The 22,064-nt window shown below is 66.0% G+C and carries 22 protein-coding genes; 10 read left to right on the forward strand and 12 right to left on the reverse strand.

Translation table 11 applies throughout. The annotated features are described in order from the left end of the window. Window positions 1-204: 204 nt before the first annotated feature. Window positions 205-1,239: a LacI family DNA-binding transcriptional regulator gene (locus tag AC1MDG_RS18500; protein ID WP_479805867.1), complete on the forward strand. Its 1,035-nt coding sequence runs from the start codon at window positions 205-207 to the stop codon at window positions 1,237-1,239. A gap of 9 nt (window positions 1,240-1,248) precedes the next feature. Beyond that, window positions 1,249-1,560 (forward strand): putative quinol monooxygenase, encoded by a 312-nt coding sequence (locus tag AC1MDG_RS18505; protein WP_479805869.1) that lies wholly within the window; start codon window positions 1,249-1,251, stop codon window positions 1,558-1,560. 97 nt (window positions 1,561-1,657) lie between these two features. Here the strand turns inward: AC1MDG_RS18505 and AC1MDG_RS18510 are convergent, their stop codons facing one another. From AC1MDG_RS18510 to AC1MDG_RS18525, 4 genes are all read right to left on the reverse strand, one after another. Then, complete coding sequence (locus AC1MDG_RS18510) at window positions 1,658-2,440, reverse strand: hypothetical protein (RefSeq protein ID WP_479805871.1); 783 nt, start codon at window positions 2,438-2,440, stop codon at window positions 1,658-1,660. Between the two features lie 172 nt (window positions 2,441-2,612). Continuing rightward, the gene (locus tag AC1MDG_RS18515; protein WP_479809136.1) at window positions 2,613-4,100 is read right to left on the reverse strand and encodes an HNH endonuclease signature motif containing protein; all 1,488 of its coding nucleotides are present in this window, start codon (window positions 4,098-4,100) and stop codon (window positions 2,613-2,615) included. 94 nt (window positions 4,101-4,194) lie between these two features. After that, window positions 4,195-5,070 carry an aminoglycoside phosphotransferase family protein gene (locus AC1MDG_RS18520; RefSeq protein ID WP_479805872.1) on the reverse strand — a complete coding sequence of 292 codons (876 nt, stop codon included), beginning with the start codon at window positions 5,068-5,070 and terminating at the stop codon, window positions 4,195-4,197. A gap of 190 nt (window positions 5,071-5,260) precedes the next feature. After that, complete coding sequence (locus tag AC1MDG_RS18525; protein WP_479805874.1) at window positions 5,261-6,118, reverse strand: amidohydrolase family protein; 858 nt, start codon at window positions 6,116-6,118, stop codon at window positions 5,261-5,263. Window positions 6,119-6,193: 75 nt separating this feature from the next. Between AC1MDG_RS18525 and AC1MDG_RS18530 the strand changes: the two genes are divergently transcribed. Both AC1MDG_RS18530 and AC1MDG_RS18535 read left to right on the forward strand, forming a co-directional pair. Then, window positions 6,194-6,940, forward strand: coding sequence for a GntR family transcriptional regulator (locus AC1MDG_RS18530; RefSeq protein ID WP_479805876.1), 747 nt, complete (start codon window positions 6,194-6,196; stop codon window positions 6,938-6,940). Between the two features lie 3 nt (window positions 6,941-6,943). Then, window positions 6,944-8,215, forward strand: coding sequence for an SLC13 family permease (locus AC1MDG_RS18535; RefSeq protein ID WP_479805878.1), 1,272 nt, complete (start codon window positions 6,944-6,946; stop codon window positions 8,213-8,215). Between the two features lie 74 nt (window positions 8,216-8,289). Here the strand turns inward: AC1MDG_RS18535 and AC1MDG_RS18540 are convergent, their stop codons facing one another. The 3 genes from AC1MDG_RS18540 to AC1MDG_RS18550 form a co-directional block, all read right to left on the reverse strand. Further along, window positions 8,290-8,616: a helix-turn-helix transcriptional regulator gene (locus AC1MDG_RS18540; protein ID WP_479805880.1), complete on the reverse strand. Its 327-nt coding sequence runs from the start codon at window positions 8,614-8,616 to the stop codon at window positions 8,290-8,292. After that, the gene (locus tag AC1MDG_RS18545) at window positions 8,613-9,641 is read right to left on the reverse strand and encodes a TerC family protein (RefSeq protein ID WP_479805882.1); all 1,029 of its coding nucleotides are present in this window, start codon (window positions 9,639-9,641) and stop codon (window positions 8,613-8,615) included. The genes AC1MDG_RS18540 and AC1MDG_RS18545 overlap by 4 nt, the downstream gene beginning before the upstream one ends. A 182-nt stretch (window positions 9,642-9,823) precedes the next feature. After that, the gene (locus tag AC1MDG_RS18550; RefSeq protein WP_479805884.1) at window positions 9,824-10,120 is read right to left on the reverse strand and encodes a hypothetical protein; all 297 of its coding nucleotides are present in this window, start codon (window positions 10,118-10,120) and stop codon (window positions 9,824-9,826) included. A 148-nt stretch (window positions 10,121-10,268) separates the two neighbouring features. On the opposite strand from AC1MDG_RS18550, the gene AC1MDG_RS18555 reads away from it, so the two are divergent. Both AC1MDG_RS18555 and AC1MDG_RS18560 read left to right on the forward strand, forming a co-directional pair. Next, window positions 10,269-10,808, forward strand: coding sequence for a TspO/MBR family protein (locus tag AC1MDG_RS18555; protein ID WP_479805886.1), 540 nt, complete (start codon window positions 10,269-10,271; stop codon window positions 10,806-10,808). 46 nt (window positions 10,809-10,854) lie between these two features. Beyond that, window positions 10,855-11,592, forward strand: coding sequence for a VOC family protein (locus tag AC1MDG_RS18560; RefSeq protein ID WP_479805888.1), 738 nt, complete (start codon window positions 10,855-10,857; stop codon window positions 11,590-11,592). Between the two features lie 6 nt (window positions 11,593-11,598). On the opposite strand, the gene AC1MDG_RS18565 is transcribed toward AC1MDG_RS18560, so the two are convergent. Further along, on the reverse strand, window positions 11,599-12,345 hold the full coding sequence (locus AC1MDG_RS18565) for a GOLPH3/VPS74 family protein (RefSeq protein WP_479805890.1): 747 nt from the start codon (window positions 12,343-12,345) through the stop codon (window positions 11,599-11,601). 172 nt (window positions 12,346-12,517) lie between these two features. On the opposite strand from AC1MDG_RS18565, the gene AC1MDG_RS18570 reads away from it, so the two are divergent. After that, window positions 12,518-12,766: a hypothetical protein gene (locus AC1MDG_RS18570; RefSeq protein WP_479805892.1), complete on the forward strand. Its 249-nt coding sequence runs from the start codon at window positions 12,518-12,520 to the stop codon at window positions 12,764-12,766. A 36-nt stretch (window positions 12,767-12,802) separates the two neighbouring features. Here the strand turns inward: AC1MDG_RS18570 and AC1MDG_RS18575 are convergent, their stop codons facing one another. After that, on the reverse strand, window positions 12,803-13,108 hold the full coding sequence (locus tag AC1MDG_RS18575; RefSeq protein WP_479805894.1) for a hypothetical protein: 306 nt from the start codon (window positions 13,106-13,108) through the stop codon (window positions 12,803-12,805). A 128-nt stretch (window positions 13,109-13,236) separates the two neighbouring features. After that, a complete protein-coding gene (locus tag AC1MDG_RS18580; RefSeq protein WP_479805896.1) occupies window positions 13,237-15,255 on the reverse strand; it encodes an ATP-binding protein in 2,019 nt (672 codons plus the stop codon). Window positions 15,256-15,411: 156 nt separating this feature from the next. Between AC1MDG_RS18580 and AC1MDG_RS18585 the strand changes: the two genes are divergently transcribed. Beyond that, window positions 15,412-15,969, forward strand: a complete 558-nt coding sequence (locus AC1MDG_RS18585) for a hypothetical protein (RefSeq protein ID WP_479805898.1) — start codon at window positions 15,412-15,414, stop codon at window positions 15,967-15,969. Next, the gene (locus tag AC1MDG_RS18590) at window positions 15,966-18,839 is read left to right on the forward strand and encodes an ATP-binding cassette domain-containing protein (protein ID WP_479805900.1); all 2,874 of its coding nucleotides are present in this window, start codon (window positions 15,966-15,968) and stop codon (window positions 18,837-18,839) included. Before AC1MDG_RS18585 ends, AC1MDG_RS18590 begins: the two co-directional genes overlap by 4 nt. 151 nt (window positions 18,840-18,990) lie before the next feature. On the opposite strand, the gene AC1MDG_RS18595 is transcribed toward AC1MDG_RS18590, so the two are convergent. Continuing rightward, the gene (locus AC1MDG_RS18595) at window positions 18,991-19,770 is read right to left on the reverse strand and encodes an N-carbamoylsarcosine amidohydrolase (protein WP_043484359.1); all 780 of its coding nucleotides are present in this window, start codon (window positions 19,768-19,770) and stop codon (window positions 18,991-18,993) included. A gap of 402 nt (window positions 19,771-20,172) precedes the next feature. Here AC1MDG_RS18595 and AC1MDG_RS18600 point away from each other — a divergent pair, with 402 nt between their 5' ends. Further along, window positions 20,173-20,982: an IclR family transcriptional regulator gene (locus tag AC1MDG_RS18600; RefSeq protein ID WP_043484361.1), complete on the forward strand. Its 810-nt coding sequence runs from the start codon at window positions 20,173-20,175 to the stop codon at window positions 20,980-20,982. Between the two features lie 153 nt (window positions 20,983-21,135). Here the strand turns inward: AC1MDG_RS18600 and AC1MDG_RS18605 are convergent, their stop codons facing one another. Continuing rightward, window positions 21,136-21,948, reverse strand: coding sequence for an IclR family transcriptional regulator (locus tag AC1MDG_RS18605; protein WP_479805902.1), 813 nt, complete (start codon window positions 21,946-21,948; stop codon window positions 21,136-21,138). Window positions 21,949-22,064 lie beyond the last annotated feature (116 nt).

Raw genomic sequence — 22,064 nt, forward strand, 5'->3', positions numbered from 1 at the left:
CTGACGGGCGGAGCAACTTCTTCGTCGCAAACTGGAATTTTAGGACCGGAGTGGAACCGGTTCCACTTTTGTACCAGTCGGTGATAGGCTGTGTCAACAGTCACACCGGAAACGCAAACGAAGGTTTCTCGGGAAGCATGCCAGGGCTAACGCACAGCTCTTGGTGATCGCATGCCGGGTCAGGACCCTCACCGAGGAGGAGAAGTGAAGAAGGCACCAACTATTCGCGATGTCGCGACGGCGGCCGGAGTTTCAGTCTCCGTGGTGTCCAGGGTCCTCAACCCTGACTCGGGCCCGGTGGCACCGGTCAAGCGCGAAACGGTGTTACGGGTCATCGATGAACTCGGGTACCGGCCCCGTGCCGCCGCCCGTGAACTCAGCGTCGGCCATACCCCCACGATTGGCCTGGTGGTAGCAGACCTGGCCAACCCGTTTTTTGCGCAGCTAGCCGACCGCGTCGTCTGGGAAGCCCGCAGCCACGGCGTGCAGGTGATGGTGATGACCACCCAGGAAGACCCCCACCTCGAAGCCGACAGCCTGGACACACTCCTTGACCGTTCCGTGGGCGGGGTCATTGCCACCCCCACCGGAGCAAACATTGAGAAGTGGGCACGCCTCCAGTCCCTGGGTGTAAACGTAGTCTTCGTCGACCGCACCATTCCGGAACTCGAAGGCGTGGATCTTGTGAGCATCGAAAACGTGGATTCGGCCCGACGCGCCACCGAACACCTGCTCGGCCTCGGACACAGGCGTATTGGCCTCATTACCGGGCCCGTCAGCACCTCGACGGGGCGGTCCAGGATCGAGGGCTACCGGACCGCGCACAGCAACTTCTCGATCAACGTGGACCCCCAGCTCATCCGGGATGTAGCGTTTCGGGGAGACGGCGGGGGTGATGCAGTAGGGTCCCTTCTCGCCCTGCCGGACCGCCCCACCGCGCTCATTGTGGCCAACACCGCCCAGGTTCAGAGCTCCGTTCGACGCCTCGTCCAGATCGGCGTGCGGATACCCGATGACCTGTCCGTCATCGTCTTTGACGACAATCCTTGGACAGAACTGACCAGCCCGCCATTGAGCGTGATCCGTCAGCCGATCGACATGCTCGCGGTGCACTCGTTGGAGTTGGTCCTGGGAAGGATGCAGGGCCGGCTCCCTGCCGCCCCCCGCACGATTGAAGTTAAGGCTGACTTCGTCCCACGCAGCAGTTGCTCACCTCTCACCCTCTCCCCTATCAGCTAAGGAAATACCATGACCGTCATTGTTACCGCCGTGTTCACGCCCAAGGAAGGAGCATTCAGCGAGGTAGCTGAAGCCCTTTCCCCCGCCATCGCCGAAGTCCATCAGGAACCCGGATGCCTGCTGTACGCCATTCATGAAGCGCCCAACGGCCAGATCGTCATGATTGAAAAGTGGGAAAGCGCAGAACTGCTCGACGCCCACGGTGAGGGGGAGGCCGTCAAACGCCTCAATGCCTCGCTCGAGGGGCTCTTGGCAGAACCCGTGGAGGTCACGCGATTGGTGCCGATCCCCGCCGGGACTTCCCACCAAGGCGCACTCTAAGTAGTACCCGCAACGAGCCACGGACGACGGCGGGAGTGCCCGCCGTCGTCCGCTTGCGTTTGACCTGGGAAATATCCTTGAATCCGGTGGTCGGCCGCTACTCCGGCAGGCTGCCGGCGTCGTTGGAGGGCCCGATACGGCGACGCCGCAGCTGTTGACCGGGCACTGACTGTGGGTCTGACAGCGGGGCGTGTTCCCGCCCTCGTCCGGCCAGCTCGCTAAACCGGTCAACAGCCTGCTGGGCCGCCGCCTGCAGGTCCGGATCCAGCGAGGCGGCCCGGGCATAGCTGCCCACGGCAGTGAGGGCGTCGGTTAGCAGCCGGGCGGGAACCTCGCCGGACCTGCGCTGCAGAAGAATGGCCTCGCGATCAGCCGCCAGCGTGTCAGCCATGGTGCCCACGGTGATGCGCTGCCACACGTCCGGGATGCTCTCCACGCTTGCCAGCCTTTCGCGCAGCGGCCATGATGCGACGAACCGGGCAACCCACGCCCCGTGCCGAATGTCGTGCCGCTTTTTCTGCCGCCGGTCCTGCCAATTGAGGTAAGAACTGACGAGGACGGCCAAAGGCACGGTGATTCCCAGCACCACAAGCGCCCAATCCGCTTCCCCCGGGTGGGGGCCGTCTGCCGCGTCCCTGTATACGGACCACATCGCGCCTGCGGTACAGCACATCAGGATCCACGTGACAGCCACGATGCCCCGGGTGCGTTTCTGTGATGTGGTGGCGTGCTGGACGGGGGCTGGTTCAGCGACGATGAGGGCTTGAGCGGCAGTGAGCCCGGTGTTCAACAATCTGGATGTCCCGGCACCCTGGAAACCGGATTCGTGCGGCACTTCCAGGTACACCGGGGGTAATCCCTGCGTTTCCTGTGCAGGCACAGTAGTTCCGTCGTCCATGTCTCCCCCAATAAGGCCGTCCGGATTGGACTCTTGAGTATAGGGTCCGCTGTGGGCTGTCCTCGGCATTAGCCTCCGGTGGTTGCCTGGCGGCGTAGGGGCAGCCTGAAAGCGGGCAGGACCGTGCACCGGGCAGTGCCGTGCAGGGGCGATCCTAGGCCGCGATGAAGAGGGCCCAGTCTGGGAAGGGGTCCGCGGGTAGTGGTGGCCCGGTCTCTCCGGGGCCGGGGGCGCCGGCGCGTATGTCCGCTCCGGCGCGTATGTCCGGCCAGTCGGGCGGTTCCCAGTCCGGTTCCCAGTCCGGTGCCCACCCGGAGGCACCGGCAAGTATTTCCGGCCAGTGTGGTGGTTCCCAGTCCTGTTGTTCGCTGGGGTAGGAGCGTCCGGCGGGTGAGATCCAGCCCGGTGGCTGGTCACGGGTCGCGCCGACCGGTCTCCATGCTGTGGTGTGTTTGAGTCGGTGGTGCTTCCGGCAGGGCTGGGAGAGGTTGCTGACGCCGGTGCCGCCTCCCTCGGACCAGGCCAGCAGATGGTCCGCTTCGTTATCCAGGGAGGGGTTGTTGCAGCCGGGAAAAGGGCACCGGCCGTCCCGAAGCCGCAGCCATTGGCGCATCGCTTTCGGAACCGGGTAGCTGGTGCGTCCGATCTCCAGCGGCGCCCCGTTGCGCGGGTCGGTCAGCACCCGCAGGAACGATCCGGCACCGTCCGCGACCAGCCGGCGGGCCATGGACGGCGGAACGGGACCATACCCGTCCAGGATGGCCGGTTCCGTCCCGGCACCCAGGAGCGAGAACACCGGAACCGTCACCAATACCTGCGCCTTCGGTGACGGGGTACCGTCGGCCACCCCGGCCAGCAGCCAGTCCGCGGCGACGTCCGCACGGAGCTGGGTCAGGGTCCGGGACTCGGCCGGGCCCTGCAGGGCCCGCGCCGCGTCCGTGGCACGGGCCCACACACCCGCCGCCACCTCCGCAGTCACATAGGCCGAGAGCCAGGCCATGCCGTCCCGGTCCGGGACAAATTCCAGCCGACGGTCCGTCACGCCCTTGCGGTGGCGCGTTTCGATGCTGACCGGATGGTGCCGCTCACGCCAGCTGCGCGCCTTGGCCCGGAACCTGCCCGGCACCAGCTCCCCGGCCGGGCAGCCACGCGCAGCAAAAGGGGCCCCGGGGTCCAGGAAATGAGCCTCCAACGCAGCAGCCGTGGCGGGGTCCAGGCCGGATGTTTCATCACACATCACCCGGGCGTGCTGCCACGAAATACTCCCCGACCCCAGCGCGGACAGCGTCAGCGGCAACCCGGTGGTCAGGGCGGCTGACTCCGCCAACAACGCCGCCGCCGATCGTTCACTCACCGTCAGGACACAGGCGACCTCTGCCGTCACCGCCATTTCCCGGGCGGTGCGCTCCTGCGGGGAAACGGCCGGCGCCGCCAACGCCGCAGCCGCACTCGCGTAGCCGGCGGCGAAGTGCACCTTCACCGCGGCCAGCATGGCTTCCAGGCCGCCGACCCCCGCCAGTCCGTCCAGGCACGCGTCCGCCTCGTCCCGGAGAGGGTCAGCACCGGCAGAGCCCACGGCCCCGCCCGCGTTCCCGGCCCCGCGACCGGCACATCCAGCCAACGCAGCAAGGGAAGCCGCCATGGCCTCCAACGTCTCCGCAACCACCCTGCCCTCCATACCCACAGCATGACAGCAGGCACCGACAATAAAGCGGGCCTCAGAGTGGCAGGCGACGTCAGCCTTCCAGGATCTGCCTGATCCCAAACTCGCCCACGGCAAACATCCGCGGATTATCGTCCGAGTTGCTCAGCATGGCGGTGGACAGGATGAGAGCCCAGCCCCGGGCCCTCAGCCAGGTGTCGCTTTCCACTGCGGAGCCAAAGGCGTCCATGAACCGGCGGCGGGCGCCGGCGTCGAACATCAACCACCCCACGGCGAGGTCGACAGCCGGGTCCCCTGCCCCGACGTCGCCGAAATCGATGACGCCGGCCAGCGAGCCGTCGTCCGCCAGCAGGATATTGCCCGGGTGGAGGTCCCCGTGGAGCATCATCGCCGGACCGTCCCAGGTTTTAGCGGCACAGGCCTGCGCCCACACCGCTCTGAGCGCTTCTGCCTGTGGGTAGCGGTTGCGGTCCCGGAGACGTTCAACCACCGCGGAGCCGCGGTCCGCCAGGGGCACGCCGCGGAAAGGATTCACCGGGACGCCGGTTTCGGCGGGCATGTGGAGGGACCGGAGGAATTCGGCTAGGCCTTCGGCGGCCGGCCCGCGGTCTGCCGGGCCGACGTCCGCCGCGGCCGCTCCGGGGACCCACCGCACGATGCTCCACGGCCACGGAAAGTCCGACGTCGGCCGGCCGGCGTGGACGGGGACAGGAACCGCAACCGGGGAGCGGCGGGCTATGACGGGAAGGTAGCGCTGCTCATGCAGTATCAGCGCAACGGCCTCCGCCCTGCGGGGCAGCCGGACGGCCAGGTCGTCGCCGAGCCGGAACGTCGCGTTGTCCCAGCCATTCGCGACCCGCGTAAGAGGGCGATCGCCGAGGTCGGGCCGCTGGTCCCGGACCAGGAGCTGGACGATCGCGTCACTCACTTCCAGCGTGGCTGGTGGCATTCCGGCCATTCAGAGCTCCGCCTTCCATGGTCCGTGCGATGCAGCCTGGTCCACTCCCTTGTTCGAATATAGTTCAGGTGGCCGAGAGCAGATGGGGCGTCAAGCCAAGCGGACGACGGCGGGACGTCCCGCCGTCGTCCGTTGCATTTGGTCCCGCTCCCCGAAAGCGGCAGTGGCCTTATCCGATAAATCACCCGCACGGACCCTGCAGAGCCGGCTCGGGCAGGCGGTCATCGGAGGCCTCAGGCCATCCCAGAAGCGCCTGCGCGTTGGTTGTCATCATGCGCCGGAGCTGGTCTTCGCCTGCCAATCCCTGGGCCCATGCCAGGATTTCGTCGTACGTGTAATCTTCGTGGCGGGTGAACGGCCAGTCGCTGCCGAAGACGAGCCTGTCAGCGGAACCTCGCTCCAGGAGCTCGGCAAACATCGATCCGGCCTGCTGGCGGGAGGACCGATAAGGGCCGGAGACTTTGACCCAGACGTGTTCGAGCGCAGCGAGGTCCTGCACAGCCCGAATGGCTTCGGGATATTCCGGTTGAGGGAGTCCGAGGTGGTCGATGACCAGCTTTCCGGGCCAAGCTCGAATTGCCGGGGCGAGATGGAGCCATTGCTGCCCTGACGCCTGGATCTCCAGGTGCCAGCCATGTTTGGCCATCGAGGCGCCCGCGGCTTGCCATGCAGGCAGGAAGAGGTCCGGAACGGCCTGGCCGATCAGATTCAGCCGGACGCCGCGGACCCCTACCCCATGGAGGTATCCGACTCTCTCCTCGGAGAGTTCGGCGTCAACACCGTCGGGCGACACCACAATGACTCCCCGGAGCCTGTCCGGCGCGACCTCCAGGGCAGCCAGGAGATAGCTGTTGTCGGATCCAAGAAAGCTCGGCTGGACAAGGACGCCACGCCCCACGCCATTGGCTCTCAGCACAGTGAGGTACTGATCCAAGGTGGCGTCGTAGTCCGGCACGTACCGGGCATCAGCCACAGCGGTAAGCGCAGGCTCGAAGATGTGCGCGTGGGTGTCGATTGAGGAAGCGGGCAATCCAGGCATGCACTCACTGTAGCTGAAACAACTAAACCTTTATAGGACTAGACCTATAAAGGAATTTATCCTAGGCTGTGAGGCATGACACAAGCTTCCAGCTCCCCCGCATTGGCACAGACCGACCAGCGCCTGCCTCTGCACGCACGGGTCAAAGACGACCTGATCCGCCGCGTCCGGGCAAACGAGTGGGGCAGCACCACACCGCTGCCGCCCGAGTCTGCTTTGGCTGAGGAGTACGGCATTTCTGTGGGCACGCTGCGGCGCGTCCTGGCGGAGCTCGCCGCCGAGGGGCTCCTGGAGCGACACCAAGGACGCGGCACCTACGTCCGCCGGGCTACGTTCCAGCACTCCTTGTTCCGGTTCTTCCGGATGCACGGAGGGACCGGCCAGACGCCCGGCAGCCACATCTTGGACCGGAACACTCAGGACGCGCCGGCCGAGATCGCCAAGGCCCTGAACGTTGAGGAAAGCTCCCCGGTCCTGCACCTGCACCGCTTGCGCCTGTGGGATGACACCCCTTTCCTCGTCGAAGACATCTGGCTTCCGCTCCCGCAGTTTCAGCCGATCGCCCACATCGCCCTCGATGAGCTCGGAAGCCTGCTGTATCCGGAATACGAAAGCCGGATCGGTCTCATCATCGGCTCGGCGACCGAGGAACTTTCGGTCACCCAGGCAACCGGCGAACAGGCGGCGCTATTGAACTGCCAGGCCGGAGACCCGCTCGTCAGAATCAACCGCATCGCACGCACCCATACCGGCGACGTCGCCGAGTACCGCGAGTCCTATGGGCTGGCATCCTCATTCCGTTATCAAGTGGAGATCAACTAAGCCATGCACGAACTCGTGGCCGTATCAGGCCTAATCCTCATCTTCGCCCTCTCAATGTGGCGCAAAATCAACATGGGCGCCGTTGCCCTGGTTGTCGCCTTTCTGCTGGGCGTCCTGTACTTCGGCCAGACAGCGTCCGGGATCGCGTCCGGATTCCCCGGGAGCCTCCTGATCACGCTGCTGGGCGTGACATATCTCTTCGGTATGGCCCGGGCAAACGGCACCATCGACCAGATCGTCGGAGGCGCCGTGGGAGCTGTGCGCGGTCGCGTCGCGCTCGTTCCATGGGTGTTCTTCATTCTGGCTGCCGTCATCACCGGCTCCGGAGCACTCTCCGCAGCCACAAACGCCATCCTCATCCCTGTTGGCTTGGCGTTCGCTCAGCGGTACCGGATCAATCCGTTGCTGGTGGGCCTCTGCATCATCAACGGCACCAACGCCGGCGGGTTCTCCCCCATCGCCGTTTACTACACCATCGTTGACGGCGTGCTGGACAAAGTCGGCATCTCGGTCGATCCCGGCCAGCTGTTCCTCTGGACCTTCATCGCCAACGTGGTTATCAACGCCGTCGCGTTCATCCTGCTGGGAGGACCCGAGCTGATGCGCCGCGGACGCGAAGAAGAGACCGCGGATGCCACCACGTCCTATCTCGGCGGCGGCACCGCGACCATCGTAAAAACTGCAACGTGGACTGCCCAAAAAATAGTCACCGTGGCGCTCATGGTCAGCATTCTTGTCGGCGCCCTGGGCTTCAAACTCGACGTCGGGTTCCTGGCCCTCGCAGCCGCCGTTATCCTCTCAGCCCTGTACCCGCAGCATTCCAAGGAGGCCCTCGGTCACATCGGCTGGAACGTCATCCTGCTGATCGGCGGAATCGTGACCTACATCAGCATGCTGGAAACCGCCGGTGTCATCAAGGAACTCGCGAACTCCGTCGCAGGTATCGGCACCCCGCTCCTCGCGGCCCTGATGATGCTGGTCGTCGCAGGCGTAGTATCTGCCTTCGCCTCCACCAACGCCATGTTCGTGGTGCTCGTTCCGCTCGCAGCGCCCCTGCTCACCGCAGGCTCTATCGGAGTTCTGGGCTTCGTGATCGCGCTCTGCATCGCAGCATCCGCTGTCGATTCCAGCCCCTTCTCCACCGGCGGCGCGCTGGTGGTTGCCAATACCGAGGAAGAAAAGCGGGATCAGACCTTCCGCGGAATGATGATCTGGGGAATGTCCATGATCGTCGCAGCACCCCTGCTGGCATGGCTCCTGTTCGTGGTGATCTAGCACCAGGATCCTCAAGCGGACGACGGCGGGACGTCCCGCCGTCGTCCGCTTGCGTTTGGGACCGGGCAGCGTTCTTACGGTGCCGGATCGGAGAACAGGCGGATCAGCCCGTCGATTTCGCGGGCTGCCTCGGTGGGATGCCGGAAATGCTGGTGCGGCTCAATGTTGTAGAAGGTGCGGCGTCCCACCCGGGTGCGATGCAGGTACCCGCAGCTTTCGAGGTCCTTCAGGATTAGGAGCGCTGCCCGCGGCGTGATGCCGACCTGGTCGGCGATGTCCGCCACCCGGATTCCGGGGTCGGCCGCCACGGCCAGCAGCACGTGCCCGTGGTTCGTGAGGAAGGTCCACCCGGGCCGCCCGGAAGCGGGCGGGCCGGGTTGGGATGCTTCCTCCGGATTCACGTCCGTGCCGATTTCTTGGCGGGGCGCCGCCACAAGGGTTCCAGCGCTTCGATTTCCTCCGCCGAGGCGGTTCCGAAGGGCGGGTTCGGCGGTGCAGAGAGCGCCTGGCGTGCCTGCCCGCGGGTGGCCCAGAGGCTGGCCGCTACGGATACGCCCAGGATCGTGGCGATGATCGCGAGGGACACCGGGGTGGGGATGTAGTAAATGTCGATCTTGAGGAACATCTTGATGCCCACCCAGATCAGGACGAGTGCCAGGCCGATCTTGAGGTAGATGAACCGGTGGATCAGGTCGGCAAGGAGGAAGTACATGGCCCGGAGCCCAAGGATGGCGAAGGCGTTGGCGGTGAAGACCAGGAACACTTCGTCCGTGACCGCGAAGATCGCCGGAATGGAGTCCACCGCGAAAATGATGTCCGTGACCTCCACCAGGACCAGGACAGCCAGCAACGGTGTGGCCAGGAGGGCGCCGCGCTTGCGGATCAGGAACCGCTGGCCGTGGAAGTCCTCGGTCATGGGCACCCGCCGGCGGAAGAGCGCCAAGGCCTTAGATTTCTCCGGGTCCAGGTGTTCGTTGCGGTGGCGGATCATCTGGTAGCCGGTGTAGAGCAGGAAGGCCGCGAAGAGGTACAGCACCCATCCGGCGCTGGCGATGATGGCGGAGCCGGCCGCGATGAATATGCCGCGGAACACCAGGGCACCCAGCACACCGAAGAACAGAACGCGGTGCTGGTACTCCCGGGGCACCGCGAAGTACGTGAAGATGATGGCCCAGATGAACACGTTGTCCACGGCGAGGGACTTCTCGATCAGGTAGCCGGCGAAGTACTGCTGGCCGAACTCGGCCCCGTAGATCCGCCACACGAGCGCACCGAAACCAACGCCGAAGGCAACCCAAACAGCTGACCACAGGGCCGCCTCCCGGACGCCGATCACGTGCGCCTTGCGGTGTGCGAAAAGGTCCACGGCCAGCATGAGGACAATAAAGCCAAGAACGGCCAACCAGGCCCATAGGGGAACGTTCATCAGACAAACCCGCTTCCAGTCAGTTCAACCAACTGGAGGTCTTTCCCGGTCTTCTGGGACCTGCCCCGCCGGGCCGTTCAGGGACGGCCGGACTGACGACGGAACATTTGGGGGATACTCCCCTCCGTAGGAAATAGTGAAACATATTTCACCTGTCGCGACAATGGGCGAGCTGGTGCTACTCAGGCCGGGGGACGTGGCTGGACGTGGAGTGCCTCCAGATAGTCCTCGTCGTACTTGTCGTCCCGGAGGTCATCGTTCGGGAATCCACCGGGAAGGGTGCCCTGACCCAGTCCGGCCAGCAGGACGTGCTCAAGCCGCGCTTCGGTGTTCATGGCTGCTGCCTGGACGGTTCCGGCGGCCGGGCCCGGTATCTTGGCGTTGGCCATCTCATCGATTCCGGCCACGCTGGCGGCGACCAGGAAAAACGCGGCGACGGCGGCCAGCCCGGGAACTGTTCTCCTTCTCCATGCGCTCATACCCTGATCGTGGTCCACCCACATGGGCAAAAGGCACCGATTGCCTATGGGGAGGCTGTGAAAGCCGACACGACGGCGGACGGTCGACGACGGGCGGTCCCGCCGTCGTGGTTTGACGGAAAGGCCCGCAGTTGTTCACAGTAAGTCAGTGCTCTTGAACGTTGAACAAAGCGCCCCGGGCACTCGTGCCCCCGGCGCGCGGCCGCCGCAGCGGCAGATCGCGGCCCTCCTCGGTTTCCTGGCGGCGTCGTGGGCGGTGTCGCTGCTGGGCTCACTGCCGATCAGGTTGAACGGCTCCTGGTACGCGGCGGCGGACAAGGCACCGTGGACCCCGCCGGGATGGATGTTCAGCTCGGCATGGCTGGTTCTTTATGCGGCCATGGCGGTGGCGGCGTGGCAGGTGTGGCGGCAGCAGCGATTTCCGCGCCGGGAAGCGCTCAAGGTCTATGGCGGACTGCTACTGCTGAATCTCTCGTGGCCGCTGGTGTTCTTCGGCATGTACCCGATGCTGGGCACGGCCGCCCTGTGGCTGGCGCTGCTGCTGATCGCAGCCCACGCCGTGCTTGCCACGTTCGCGGTGCTGCACTTCGGGCCGATCAGTACGACGGCGGGGGTGCTGATGCTGCCCTACGTTTCGTGGCTGGTGTTCTCGGCCAGCCTGAACCTGTACGCGGCCCTGAACAACTAAGGCTTGCCTCCCGCTTCGGGTGTTCGCTGGTATAGGGTCTGGCGGTATGGCATTGCGACTTGTCCAGGTGAACTTCAAGGCTCGGGATGACGCAGCGCTCGGCCGGTTTTGGGCGGAGGCGCTCGGCTGGGGTGTTTCCAGCGAAGGGCCCGGCGTGACCAATGTTGAACCCGTGGGCTTCGTTTGGCCGGACCCCGTCGCGGTCTGCGTCGATGTGGTCACCGTCCCGGACCCCGACACGGTGCAGTACCGGGCGCACCTCGATCTCGCCACCACCTCCGCGGCCCACCAGGCGGAGCTTGTCGCGCGGCTGAAGGGGCTCGGTGCGGCGCCCGCCGATGAGGGCCAGGGTGATGGTCCGTGGACAGCGCTGGCCGACCCGGAGGGAAACCTGTTCCGCGTGCTGGAGCCCCGATCGATCTACCGGGACACCGGGCCGATCGCCGCGGTGGTGGTCAACTGCGCGGACCCGCGGGCCATGGCTCGGTTTTGGAGCGAGGCGGTGGACTGGACCCTGCACGAAGTGACCGACCATCATGCGAGGCTGCGATCGGCCAAGGGCGTGGGACCGTATCTTGAGTTCCTTCGCACGCCCGTTTTGAAGACCTTCTGCGGCCGTGTCCATCTCGACCTGATGCCGTACCCCGGTGATGATCAGGCGGCAGAGGTGGCCCGGCTGCGGGATCTGGGAGCCACGGACGCCGACGTAGGCCAGGGCGATGTGCCCTGGGTCTGCCTGGCCGACTCAGAGGGCAACGAGTTCTGCGTCCTCGCCCCGCGCTGACGAGGGTCACAAGGTTGCAGCTTCTTCCTCCGCCAGCCTGATCAATCGGAGTTCGTCCTCTACGGCGCGGGTCGGCCAGTAGTCCCTCGCCAGCTCATTTGCCCGGCTTCTATCCGCTTCCGGGAAGAGCTTGCCGAACAGTCCCGCCGCCTGAAGAAGGGCGATCAGCGCCGTGGTCCTGACATCGGGCGTCGTGGCCTCGGGGGCCTTGGATTCAGACTTCGCAGCATCGACCGCCCCGGCACTTGTCGTCCCGGCGTCGGCCGCCGCAGAGTCAGGCACTTTGAGGTCGGATGGCGCACCGCTAAGCGCCGCTTCGATCCTCTTCAGGAGTGCTTCCTCCGGAGCGTGGTCCTTGTGCGGGTACCGCACGGCACGAAACCGGCCCAGGTGCTTTTCGCCGACATGTTCCACCAGGCCCTGTTCGGCCATTCCCTCGTAAACACGCTGCACTTCAGCCCGGCTCTCCAGCACGGAGATCCACCACTTAGGAGTGCGGGCCCGGGATTTGCCGCGAATGAGCTCCAGCTCGTCCTGGAAGTCCGCAGTGGGGGCAGTGCCGGTAGCCCTGACATGCTTCCCCTCCAACTCAATGGCGCCGAGCAGGTCCAGCTCAGCCAATATTGCCCCTGCCACGGTGGTCCTGAGGGCGAATACGGGCACTTCAGGTTTGCCGTTTTTGTCGTTCGTTGCCAAGAGGAGGAAAGCTTGGGGAAGGCTCAGCTCCGCCGGCTTCGGGGTTTCAGCGTTCATAGCATCATGGTGTCCCTGTTGGGCTCCCACCACAATAAGGAATTGCACTTCCCGCTACCGCCGTATTCGACGCCGTGGTACGTTCAGCGTGATCAGGACGTCCTCATGCTGTCCCTATCCAGCCCGGCTCCTGGCGCAACCCCAGAAAGCGTAGGCAACGATGCCAACTCTAATGATCACCCACGAGGTCGACGATGTTGAGCACTGGCTCAGCTCGTCAAAAAGAGAAGAAGTATTCGGGCCGCTGGGCATCACGGTTCGAACGTTCATTGACCCGGTCAAGAGCCACCGCGTAGGCCTGATCGTACAAGTCCCCGACATGGAAACATTTCAGCGAATTATGGAGTCCGAAACGGCAGCCGAAGCGATGAAATCAGACGGCGTCCGTCCGGAAACAATCCTGACCCTCGTCGAGCCCTAGGTGGACAGCCCCGGATCAAGATGGTCCGTCCTGCGGTCAGTCCGCGCCCTGACCCTCGCGGGCCGTCTCCTCCAGGATCCTGGCTGTGGGGGCTGCGGTCATCAGCTGCCCTATCACCTCCGGCTTGTCCCACACATCGCTGCGGAGCCGTCCCAGAAAGGTGTTCGCGGAGTCCTCGGTGTCGAAGTCAAGGAGCACGGCCACGTTGTTCCGGTCCTCCGTATCCCGGAACAGGCGGACAGACCTGGCACCCGAGGCCGCGCGGCCTGCAGGATCACTGTCGAATACTTTTTTGAAAGCCTCGTAGTCCCGGACTGGATAGCTGATCTGCAAGGTGAACATCGTCGTTCCTTTCGCTCGGGCTGGGGGAGCTCAAACATAGGCCTTTCGGTGCCATCCCGGTAGGGCCGAAGGGCTGCGCCGAGCAGGAAGGTGACGGAGGCTTAGGCCCTGCGTCCTGCCCGGGCACCTCACCCCAGGAACGTGCGGTGGATGTCGCTTCCGTAGCGGCGGATGATGTCCCGCTTGGCGTTCCTGAAGGCGTCGAGGTCCCCGGCGTGGCCGTGCTGTTCGGCGCGGCGCCGGGCGAGTTCCTCCGCAATCACGTCCAGGAAGAGTTCGGCCAGCAGCAGCCGGGCCGAATCGCGGAAGCGTCCGCGGCCGTCGACGTACAGCTGGACCGTGGGCGCGGCGGTGTTGATGATGACCTTGCGTTCGTCCTCGCTGTAGACAGCGCGGTCCGCGGTGTTGTGCAGGCTGCGGAATTCGTAGCCGGTGAAGAGGTCGACGCCGTGGTCCCGGGTCGGGCGGTGCGCCTCCCGGTGGGCTTCCCGCTGTGTTGACTGTGTTCCCGGCTGCGCCGCCGTCTCCGGTGCCGCTTCCGTGGCGATGGCGTGGTGCGGGGGCTGGTCGGCGCTGCGGCGGGAGGCGTGCTCGGCAATGACGATTTCACAGAGTGCCCAGTAGTCGCCGGCGCGGACGGTGATCTCGCCCCGGTCGCCCGGCTGATCCCCGGTCACGGTCCACTCCAACCGCTGCGTCTCCCCCAGCGCGCCGACGGCTATCGGGGCCGGTTCGGGGTCGATCCGCATCGAGCCGGGCAGGTCCACCTCGAAGGTGAGTATCCCGCCGTCAGGCAGCTGGGCCGGATCCAGTATCAACGCCACATGGAACGGATGCCCGGGCGGGCGGTAATAGAAAGGCGTGGTGAACCGCAGGGCAGCGGGCGCTGGCACAGATGCCGGCGAGCCGTCCCCGTTGCGGAGCGGCGGCGCCGTCTCCAGCCCCAGGTCGACGACGGCCGCCTCGCTCATGTGCTGCAACAGGTGCTCGATCATCTCGGCGGTGCGCCCGGAGGTGGTGGCGCGTTCCAGGTGCGTGAGTTTTTCCTTCTCTGCCTGCACGGCGTCGGCGATCATCCGGCTGACGGCGCGGGAGAACGCCGCGACGAAGGGGTCCTTGAGGTTCAGCCCCTCCCGCTCGTCGCTGATGATCGCCTTGCCCCGGCCCAGCATCTCGGTCAGCGCCGGACACCGCACCGTGCCGAAGAGGTATTCCGTGCCCACCTGGTTCTCGAACTCGAACAGCTGGCAGTCGAGCACGGCCATGCCGGATTCCACCACCAAGCCGGCGGTGCGTTCGTCGCCCTTGAGCGTCAGCTCCACGTCCCGGGCACGCTTCAGCGTGAGTGTGAACGGCCACTCCTCCCCGTCAAGGCTGAAACTGCCGGGCCGGTCCGGGCCCAGAAGCAGGGTGGCCGGGGGCTCCTGGAAGCGGATGCTTTCGATGCCAAAGTCCTCGGCGCCGGGGTGTCCGTGCACCAGCTCCACCTCGCGGCGGTCCAGCACGTCGCGCAGGTAGATGTTGTCCGAGAGCAACTGCAGCAACGTGGCGTGCTGGGTGATGGTGACGTGCGGATTGTCGACGACGATCGTCACCCGGGTGCCGTTGCCGGCGGTAGTTCCGGTGCTGGGAACGGGGGTGCCGTCCGCCGCGTCGCCAGCGGGGATCCCGAGCCGGGCGTAGTCGGCGGGGAAGGCGCGGCGGTCCGAGCCGTCATCGTCGTACAGGTAGCCGCCGTTCTCGCCGCGGAAGACGTCGATGCGGGTGAACCGGCCGTTCTGGATGGTCTCGATCCAGCCGTGGCCCAGGCCGAAGATGGCCTGCTTGAGCCCCCGGCCGAAGTACCCGCGGCCGGTGCCTTCGCCGCGGGAGAGCGGGCTGTGCGCGCCGCCGTAGCTGAGGATGCGCCCGGCCTGCTCGAAGGACATGCCTTCCGCCTGGTCGCTTACTGAGAGCACGGCTCCGGCGTGGTGGCGCTCGTAGCCGACGTGGATCCGGCCGGTGACCTGGGCGCCGGCTTTTTCGAGCCGGGCATAGCTGTCGTCGCTGTTGGTGATCAGCTCCACCAGCGCCTTCTCCACCGAGGCGAAGCGCCGCGAGTCGATCCCGATCACGCGCTGGTCCACTTGGATTTCGGCAACCGTCATGCTGATTCCCTCGCTCACAACTCCGGTGTCGCTGGCTATTTTTCCGACCCGTGCGTGACTCGACGGGGCGATACGTGGAGCGTAGCAGTGACAGGGCTAACGTCATACAACGCGACGGCCTCCGGATCCGGACAAGCAACGCCCTACCCTTGACATGTGACTTTGACTAAGATCCGCACCGCCGCCGCGAGCTCCCTCGCCGCCGCAGGTCTCCTGTTTGCCCTCGCCGCCTGTTCCACGCCGGCCGCCACCCAGCCAACCACCTCTGCACCGGCTTCCCCGGCAACGGCTTCATCCAGCGCCCCCGCCGGGGCCTGCGCCGGCGTGAAGGTCATCGTCGATTCGGGCGCCCTGAAGCAGGATGCCGCTGATACGTCCGTTTGCGTGCCCGCGGACGCACCGACCCTCGCTTCCAAGGTGCTCGAAGAGGCAAAGGTGAAGACCGAGGGCACCGCCCAATATCCCAAGGAACTGGCGTGCCGTGTTAACGGTGTGCCCGCGGCAGACTTCGATATCGCCCACAAGGGCGGCACGTACCGGGAAGACTGCAGCAAGATGCCCGCCGCTTTTGCGTACTGGGCTCTCTGGGTTAAGCCGGCTTCGGGTGACTGGGCCTACGCCCAGGAGGGACTCGCCACCCTGAAGGTGAGCCCCGGAGAGAGCCTGGAACTGCTCTTCACGGTCGACGGCGAACCGGCCGCCCCCGCGGCATGACCTTCCGACCCGCGCCGCTACGTGCAGGGGCGGCCCTCGCCGCCGTCTTCATCGCGGCGCGGGTCATCTACCGCGTCCTTTTCAACGGTGCGGCCATTGGGGGGCCGGTTCTGCTCGACCTGCCGGCGGTGCCGCTGCCTGCCCCGTACGCTCATGTGGTCCTCCTCGGTCCGGTAACGGCGCCCGGGCTGTGGGAGGCGGTCCTGTCCGCGCTGCCTATTGCCGGGATGATCCTCGGTTTCGGCCTGCTCAACGCCTGGGTGGACGTGGCCCGCGGCTTCGTGCTCCTGGCCCGCCGCGGCCCCGTCCAGGGTGTGGCCCGGACGCTTGTGGTGGCCTGGGCGGCGCTGCCGGCGCTTTCCGACGCCGTGACCTCCGTGCGCCTGGCGTTCCGGTTGCGGGGCGAACGCTTCGGCCCCCGCGCCCTGGTTCCCGTGCTCGAGCGCACCCTTGAGCACGCGGCCCGGGTTGCGGCGGCCCTGGAGCTGCGCGGCTTCGGGAGCAAGGCGGCACTCCAGCCCGGCCAGGGCAGCGAGGCACCGGTTCTGGTCCGGGACACCCGGTTCCGCATTGGTGACGCGCAGGTGCGCGCCGCGGAATTCACGCCGTCGAGCGGGTCCATAACGGTGATTACCGGGGCCACGGGCTCCGGCAAGTCCACCATCCTGCGAGGTATCGCCGGCCTCCTCTCACACGTTGACGCTGGAGAAATTGCCGGCACCGTGCGCGTCGCCGGAACGGACCGTGCCACCACGCCGCCGCGCGATACCGCCCGCCTCGTCGGCGTCGTACTGCAGAATCCCCGCGCAGCCTTCGCTACCACCCGGGTCCGGGACGAAATCTCCCTGGCACTTGAGCTGCGCGGCATGGCATCCGGTACCGCCAAGGCCCGGGTCCTGGAGGTCGCGGAGGGCATCGGGGTGTCGGCGCTACTGGACCGGAATGTCAGCACCCTCTCCGCGGGGGAGGCGACGCTCGTAGCCATCGCCGCCGCAGTGGTGGAGCAGCCGGACCTGCTCCTGATCGATGAGCCCCTGGCAGACCTTGACACCGCAGCACGCGCACACGTCATCGCCGTGCTTGACGCCCTCGCCCGCGACGCCGGCGTCTGCGTCATCGTGGCGGAGCACCGGGCGGAAGCGCTCGTCCCCGTTGCCGACTCGTGGTGGACCATCGACGACGGCTCATTGATCCCAACAGCAGGGGTGCCGGGTCCCGCGCCATCCGCGCCTTCGCACCCCATCGATGCCCGTCCAGCGCCGGCACCGCCGACGGAGCACGCACCCGTGCTGACGGCGACAAAGCTCGCGGTGCACCGCAAGGGCACGCCGCTGGTGCGCGACGCATCCCTGACCCTGCACCGCGGTGAAGTGGTGGCCCTGGTGGGGCCGAACGGTGCCGGAAAGTCGTCCCTCCTGGTAGCGCTCGCCCTCCGTGAAGGAACGGTCGACGGCGGCACGGTGGACGGCGGCCGGGTCGCCCTGGTGCCGGACGCCTCGGACGACCTCTTCACCAGGGATACCGTCGCCGGGGAGCTCCGCGCGGCCGAACGGCGCCTTACGCGCCGAAAGAACGGCGGACAGGCCACGCCGGGCACCGCTGCGTCGCGCCTTGCCCGTCTGCGGGGAGACGTCCGGATTCCCATTGGGCACGAGCATCCCCGGGACCTCTCCGCAGGAGAGCGCAGGGTCCTTGCCATCGCGCTCCAGACCATGGACGATCCCCAGGTGCTCCTGATCGATGAGCCGACGCGCGGACTCGATCCTGCGGCGCGCGCAGCAGTCTCGGCGGCGCTGCGGGCCGCAGCGGACTCAGGCGCGGCGGTCCTGATCGCCACGCACGACTTCGACTTTGCCCACGGCCTCGGCGCCCGGATCCTCCCGATGCGTGACGGCGTCGCGCCTTCCTCTGCGCCGGCCAATGCGCCGGAACCGCGCCTCCCGCTTCCCCGGCTAGCGAGGGCCGGACTGCAACCAAGGGTCGTCGACGAACAAGACTCGCAGGCCCCGGAACAACGGCGCCGCATCCGGATGCCGCGGGGCGTCGAGCTCGCAATCCTTGCAGCGGCGAACCTCCTGGCCCTCGCAGCATTCTGCTGGCCATTGCTGGCCGCGGCCCTCCCCCAGGACGCCACCGCGGCCCTCCCCTACGCGGCACTGGCGATCGCACCCGTGGCGGCAGTCGCCGTCGTGGTGTCCCTGGACGGTTCGGTCCGTTCGGCACATACCGTGGCGTTGCTCGGCGTCCTGGCCGCCGTAGGTTCGGCGGTGCGGGTAGCGAGCACCGGCGTCGGGGGCGTGGAGGCGGTCTTTATCCTGCTGATCCTAGCCGGACGGGCCTTCGGTGCCCGTTTCGGCATGCTCCTCGGCGCCGCCACCATCGGCCTTTCAAGCGCCTTGTGGGGCGGCATCGGGCCGTGGACACCGTTCCAGATCTTCGCCTGTGCGTGGGTGGGCGCGGGGGCCGGCCTGCTCCCCCGCCGGGTGCGGGGCAAAGCCGAGCTGTGGATGCTGTGCGGCTACGGCATCCTGGCGTCCTACCTGTTCGGCCTGCTGACCAACCTGTGGTTCTGGCCCTTCGCAGTCGGTGCCGGCACCGGCATCTCCTACGTGCCCGGCGCGCCGCTGGGCACCAACCTCAGCAGTTTCCTGCTGTACTCGCTGTTGACGTCGACGGCGGGCTGGGACACCCTGCGTGCCATCACCACGATCGTCGGAATCGCCGTGGTGGGGCGGGCCATTCTCGCCGCACTCCGGCGGGTGAAGCCCGTCTCCGGAGCGGGTGGAGGCGCCGGCGGGCACGCCGCGCGGGCTCAACCTGCCCAGGCTCAATCCGCCCGGGCCAAGGACCGGCTCCAGCTCAGGGTCTGAGGACACCGCTGGGAGGCCCAAGCCGCATCCAGCACTTCATCACCGCAGCCCAGCCCGACAAGACGACAGCCGGCACCCGCTGAGGGGTGCCGGCTGTCGTCTTGTTGGCCCGGGGATGCCGGGCCGCGGGGCTCCGAGAGTGCGGTGTAGCTTAGGCCGGATCCGCGGGGCACGCCACCTCGGGCTGGGGATCCGAGAGGGTCTTCGGGACCGTGTCCTCGAACTGGGGGAGGCGGTTCAGGTAATCCACCACCGAATCCGTGGACTCCACGTCACCGAACTTGTTGTCGATGTCGTAGAGGTTCCACTGCACGACGCCCGGGACGCGGTCGCCGATGGTCTCCCTGGGGATGATCGGGCGGAAGCCCTTCGCGATCGCGTCCTCGACGGTATGGCGCACGCACCCGGCCGCGGTCGCACCGGTCACGATCAGGGTGTCGATGCGGTTGGAGGTCAGGAAGAGCTCGAGGTTCGTCCCCGGGAACGCCGAGGCGCGATTCTTCTCGATTACGACCTCGCCTTCCGCGGGAGCAATGCGGCTGTCGATCTGCGCCCAGTAGGAATCCGCCGGAAGGGTCTCCGTGGGGATCTTCGAGTACCACAGACCCATGTCGTTCGTGCCGGAGGTGGCGTCGCGGTTACGGTACACGTTCGTGGTGTAAAAGACCGGGACGCCCTTGGCGCGCGCGGCCTCGTTGATCCGCTGGACGTTCGGGATGATGGTCTCCATGCCCGGGCAGCTGAACGGGTGGCCCGGACGGGTCCAGGCGTTCGCGAGGTCGATGTGGATGACGGCGGGGCGGTTGCCGAAGCCGATCCGACGCTTGAAACCGCGCTCGTTGTAGATGCTGGTTCCGGCTTCGAACGCCTCCTCCAGCACTGCTGCAAGACGGGCTTCGATGTCGTTGAACGTCTCTGTCTCTGTTGTCATGGTTCTCTCCACTCTTTCGCCTTTTGTGTTTCTAAGGTAGCAACGAGGTTGCTGTAGTGGATACTGTAGCGCACGAACCGGCACAGCACCAGAGGTACCCAGAGTCTGCATCTCCACCGGACCAACTGCCCGTTAGGGCGAGCATCGGCGAGTGCGTTGCTCCTTTTGTGACGATGTTGCCAATAATGCAGCCGATCCCTTCGGGACAAGGCAAAGGCAGGGAAGCCTGCCGTAGCTCGGATGTAGTCTGAGCGAAACACTTTGAAGGACCGCCAAGGCGGGCCTTCTGTTCGGTAATCTCTCGTCCGAAATATGGAAGGGACCCCCCTCAGTGAGGCGGGTACAGATTGCGGCATATGATGGCTCGAAAGAGTGGGAGGGATAGTCACGTAGCGCGAAAGGATGAAGGTGGCAGGCAGGCCGAGGCAGGATAACGGGCAGGTCCAAGGGGCTGCGGCGTCGCTGTTGAACGGCCTTGCTGTACTGGAAGCCTTCTCGGTGCAGAATCCGGTTCTTGGTGTGACTGAGGTTGCCCAGCGCGTTGGCCTCCACAAGAGCACGGTCTCCCGCATTCTTGGCGGCCTGGCAGAAGCTGGATATGTCCAGCGGGATGAGGAGTCGGGGCGGTATCGGCTCGGCCTGAGTCTCCTTGCGCTGTCCGGCCCTTTACTGGCGGACCTGGATGTCCGGCGTGCCGCGCTTCCCTATTTGGAGCAGTTAACCGAAAGCACTCAAGAGACCAGCGCAATCTCGGTCTGGAATGGTCACGAAGCCATTGTCGTGGAGCAGGTTGCCAGCCCGAATCAGGTTAAACACACTGCCACCATCGGAACCCGGTACAACAAATTCGAGAGCTCTTCGGTGCGGGTTTTCCTAGCGGAACTGGCGCCGGCTCTCGCGACGGAACTGATCGGATCCGGGCAGATCCTACGCACGGCAGAAGATGGTTTACCGTTGGACCACACCGCCCACCTGCAGGAAGTAGCCCGCCAGGCATACGCAGTTAACGACGGCTCGACTACGGAGGAGGAGTTTGGGGTCTCCGCTCCGGTTTGGGATTACCGGGGCAAGGTGGTGGGGTGCATCACTCTATCCGCCCCCCGTTCCCGTGTGCACAAGCACGACACCAAGGATGCTCTGGTTCAAGCCGTACAAAAGGCTGCCTCGGAAGTATCCACCCGTTTGGGCTGGTCAGCCTCGCTTCCGGGGTGATTCGTCCACGCAGCCAGGCGAACGTCAGCCAGCAGCCGCCAATTTCGAAGGCGTGGCCCTGCTTGAGGTTCCGGCGGTCCTCGCTCTGGCAAACCAACGAGGATTACGGTTCGCAGGCCCATCCACTCCTGCCCGGATCAGCCAAAAGCGCCGTCAGCGACCTGGGTCTGTTCCCCTCGGAAGGCTGCCCAACCGTGTGGACACCCGCGCCGCGGCCTCTAGCACGGCGTCGCGCAGGATCGACTGACTATGCAGGTGCTGCACTCGGGATCGGGGCGCGCTGGCTGTGATGCAGCCGACGACTTCGCCCCTGTAGTCCCGCACAGGAGCGGACACGCCGTATTCCTCGTAAGTGGTCTCGCCGTCGTTGACGGCGAAGCCGTCGTCACGTACGCCGACGAGCTCTTCGTGGGCCGGGTCTTCGAGACCGAGGTAGCCCTCCCGCAGGATCGTCCGGTCGGCAAGCAGACGGTCGGTCTCCTCGGACGGTAATTCGGCGAGGAACACGCGAACTGAGGAGCTGGCGAACTTGTTGTAGCGCGTGCCGATCGCCGCGCTGTGCTTGACCTGGTGGGTGGAGGCCGTCTGTTCCACGACAATCGCATTGCTGCCGTTCCAAACTGCGATCGCGGCCGTCTCACCGGTGGCCTGGGTGAGTTCTTCGAGGTGCGGCAAGGCGGCACGGCGGACGCTGAGCTCGGCCAACAGTGGTCCGGCCAGACCGATCATCCCCAGCCCGAGGCGGTATCGCCCTGTATCCTCATCGCGCTGCACGTAGCCTGCTTCGTCCAGGCCGCTCAGCATCCGGGAGACCGTGCTCTTGTGCAGGCCAACGAGCTCGGAGATCTCCGTGACGCCTAGGAGGGAACGCTTGGCGACGGAGAATGCTTCGAGAACCGTAAGACCGTTAAGCAGCGATGCTGCCGCCCCTTGCGGTTTGTCAGTGGTTGTTTGTGGGTCAAGCATGGGTTCTCCCTCTCCAGGCGCTACGCGCAGTCACCGTAGCAGCCATCGTACGGCGTACGGTGTGCCCATCCGACCTCTCGTCGGAAGACAAGACACACCTGCCCGGCACGCCGCAG

This window comes from Arthrobacter sp. AIWTK1, from assembly GCF_056680535.1.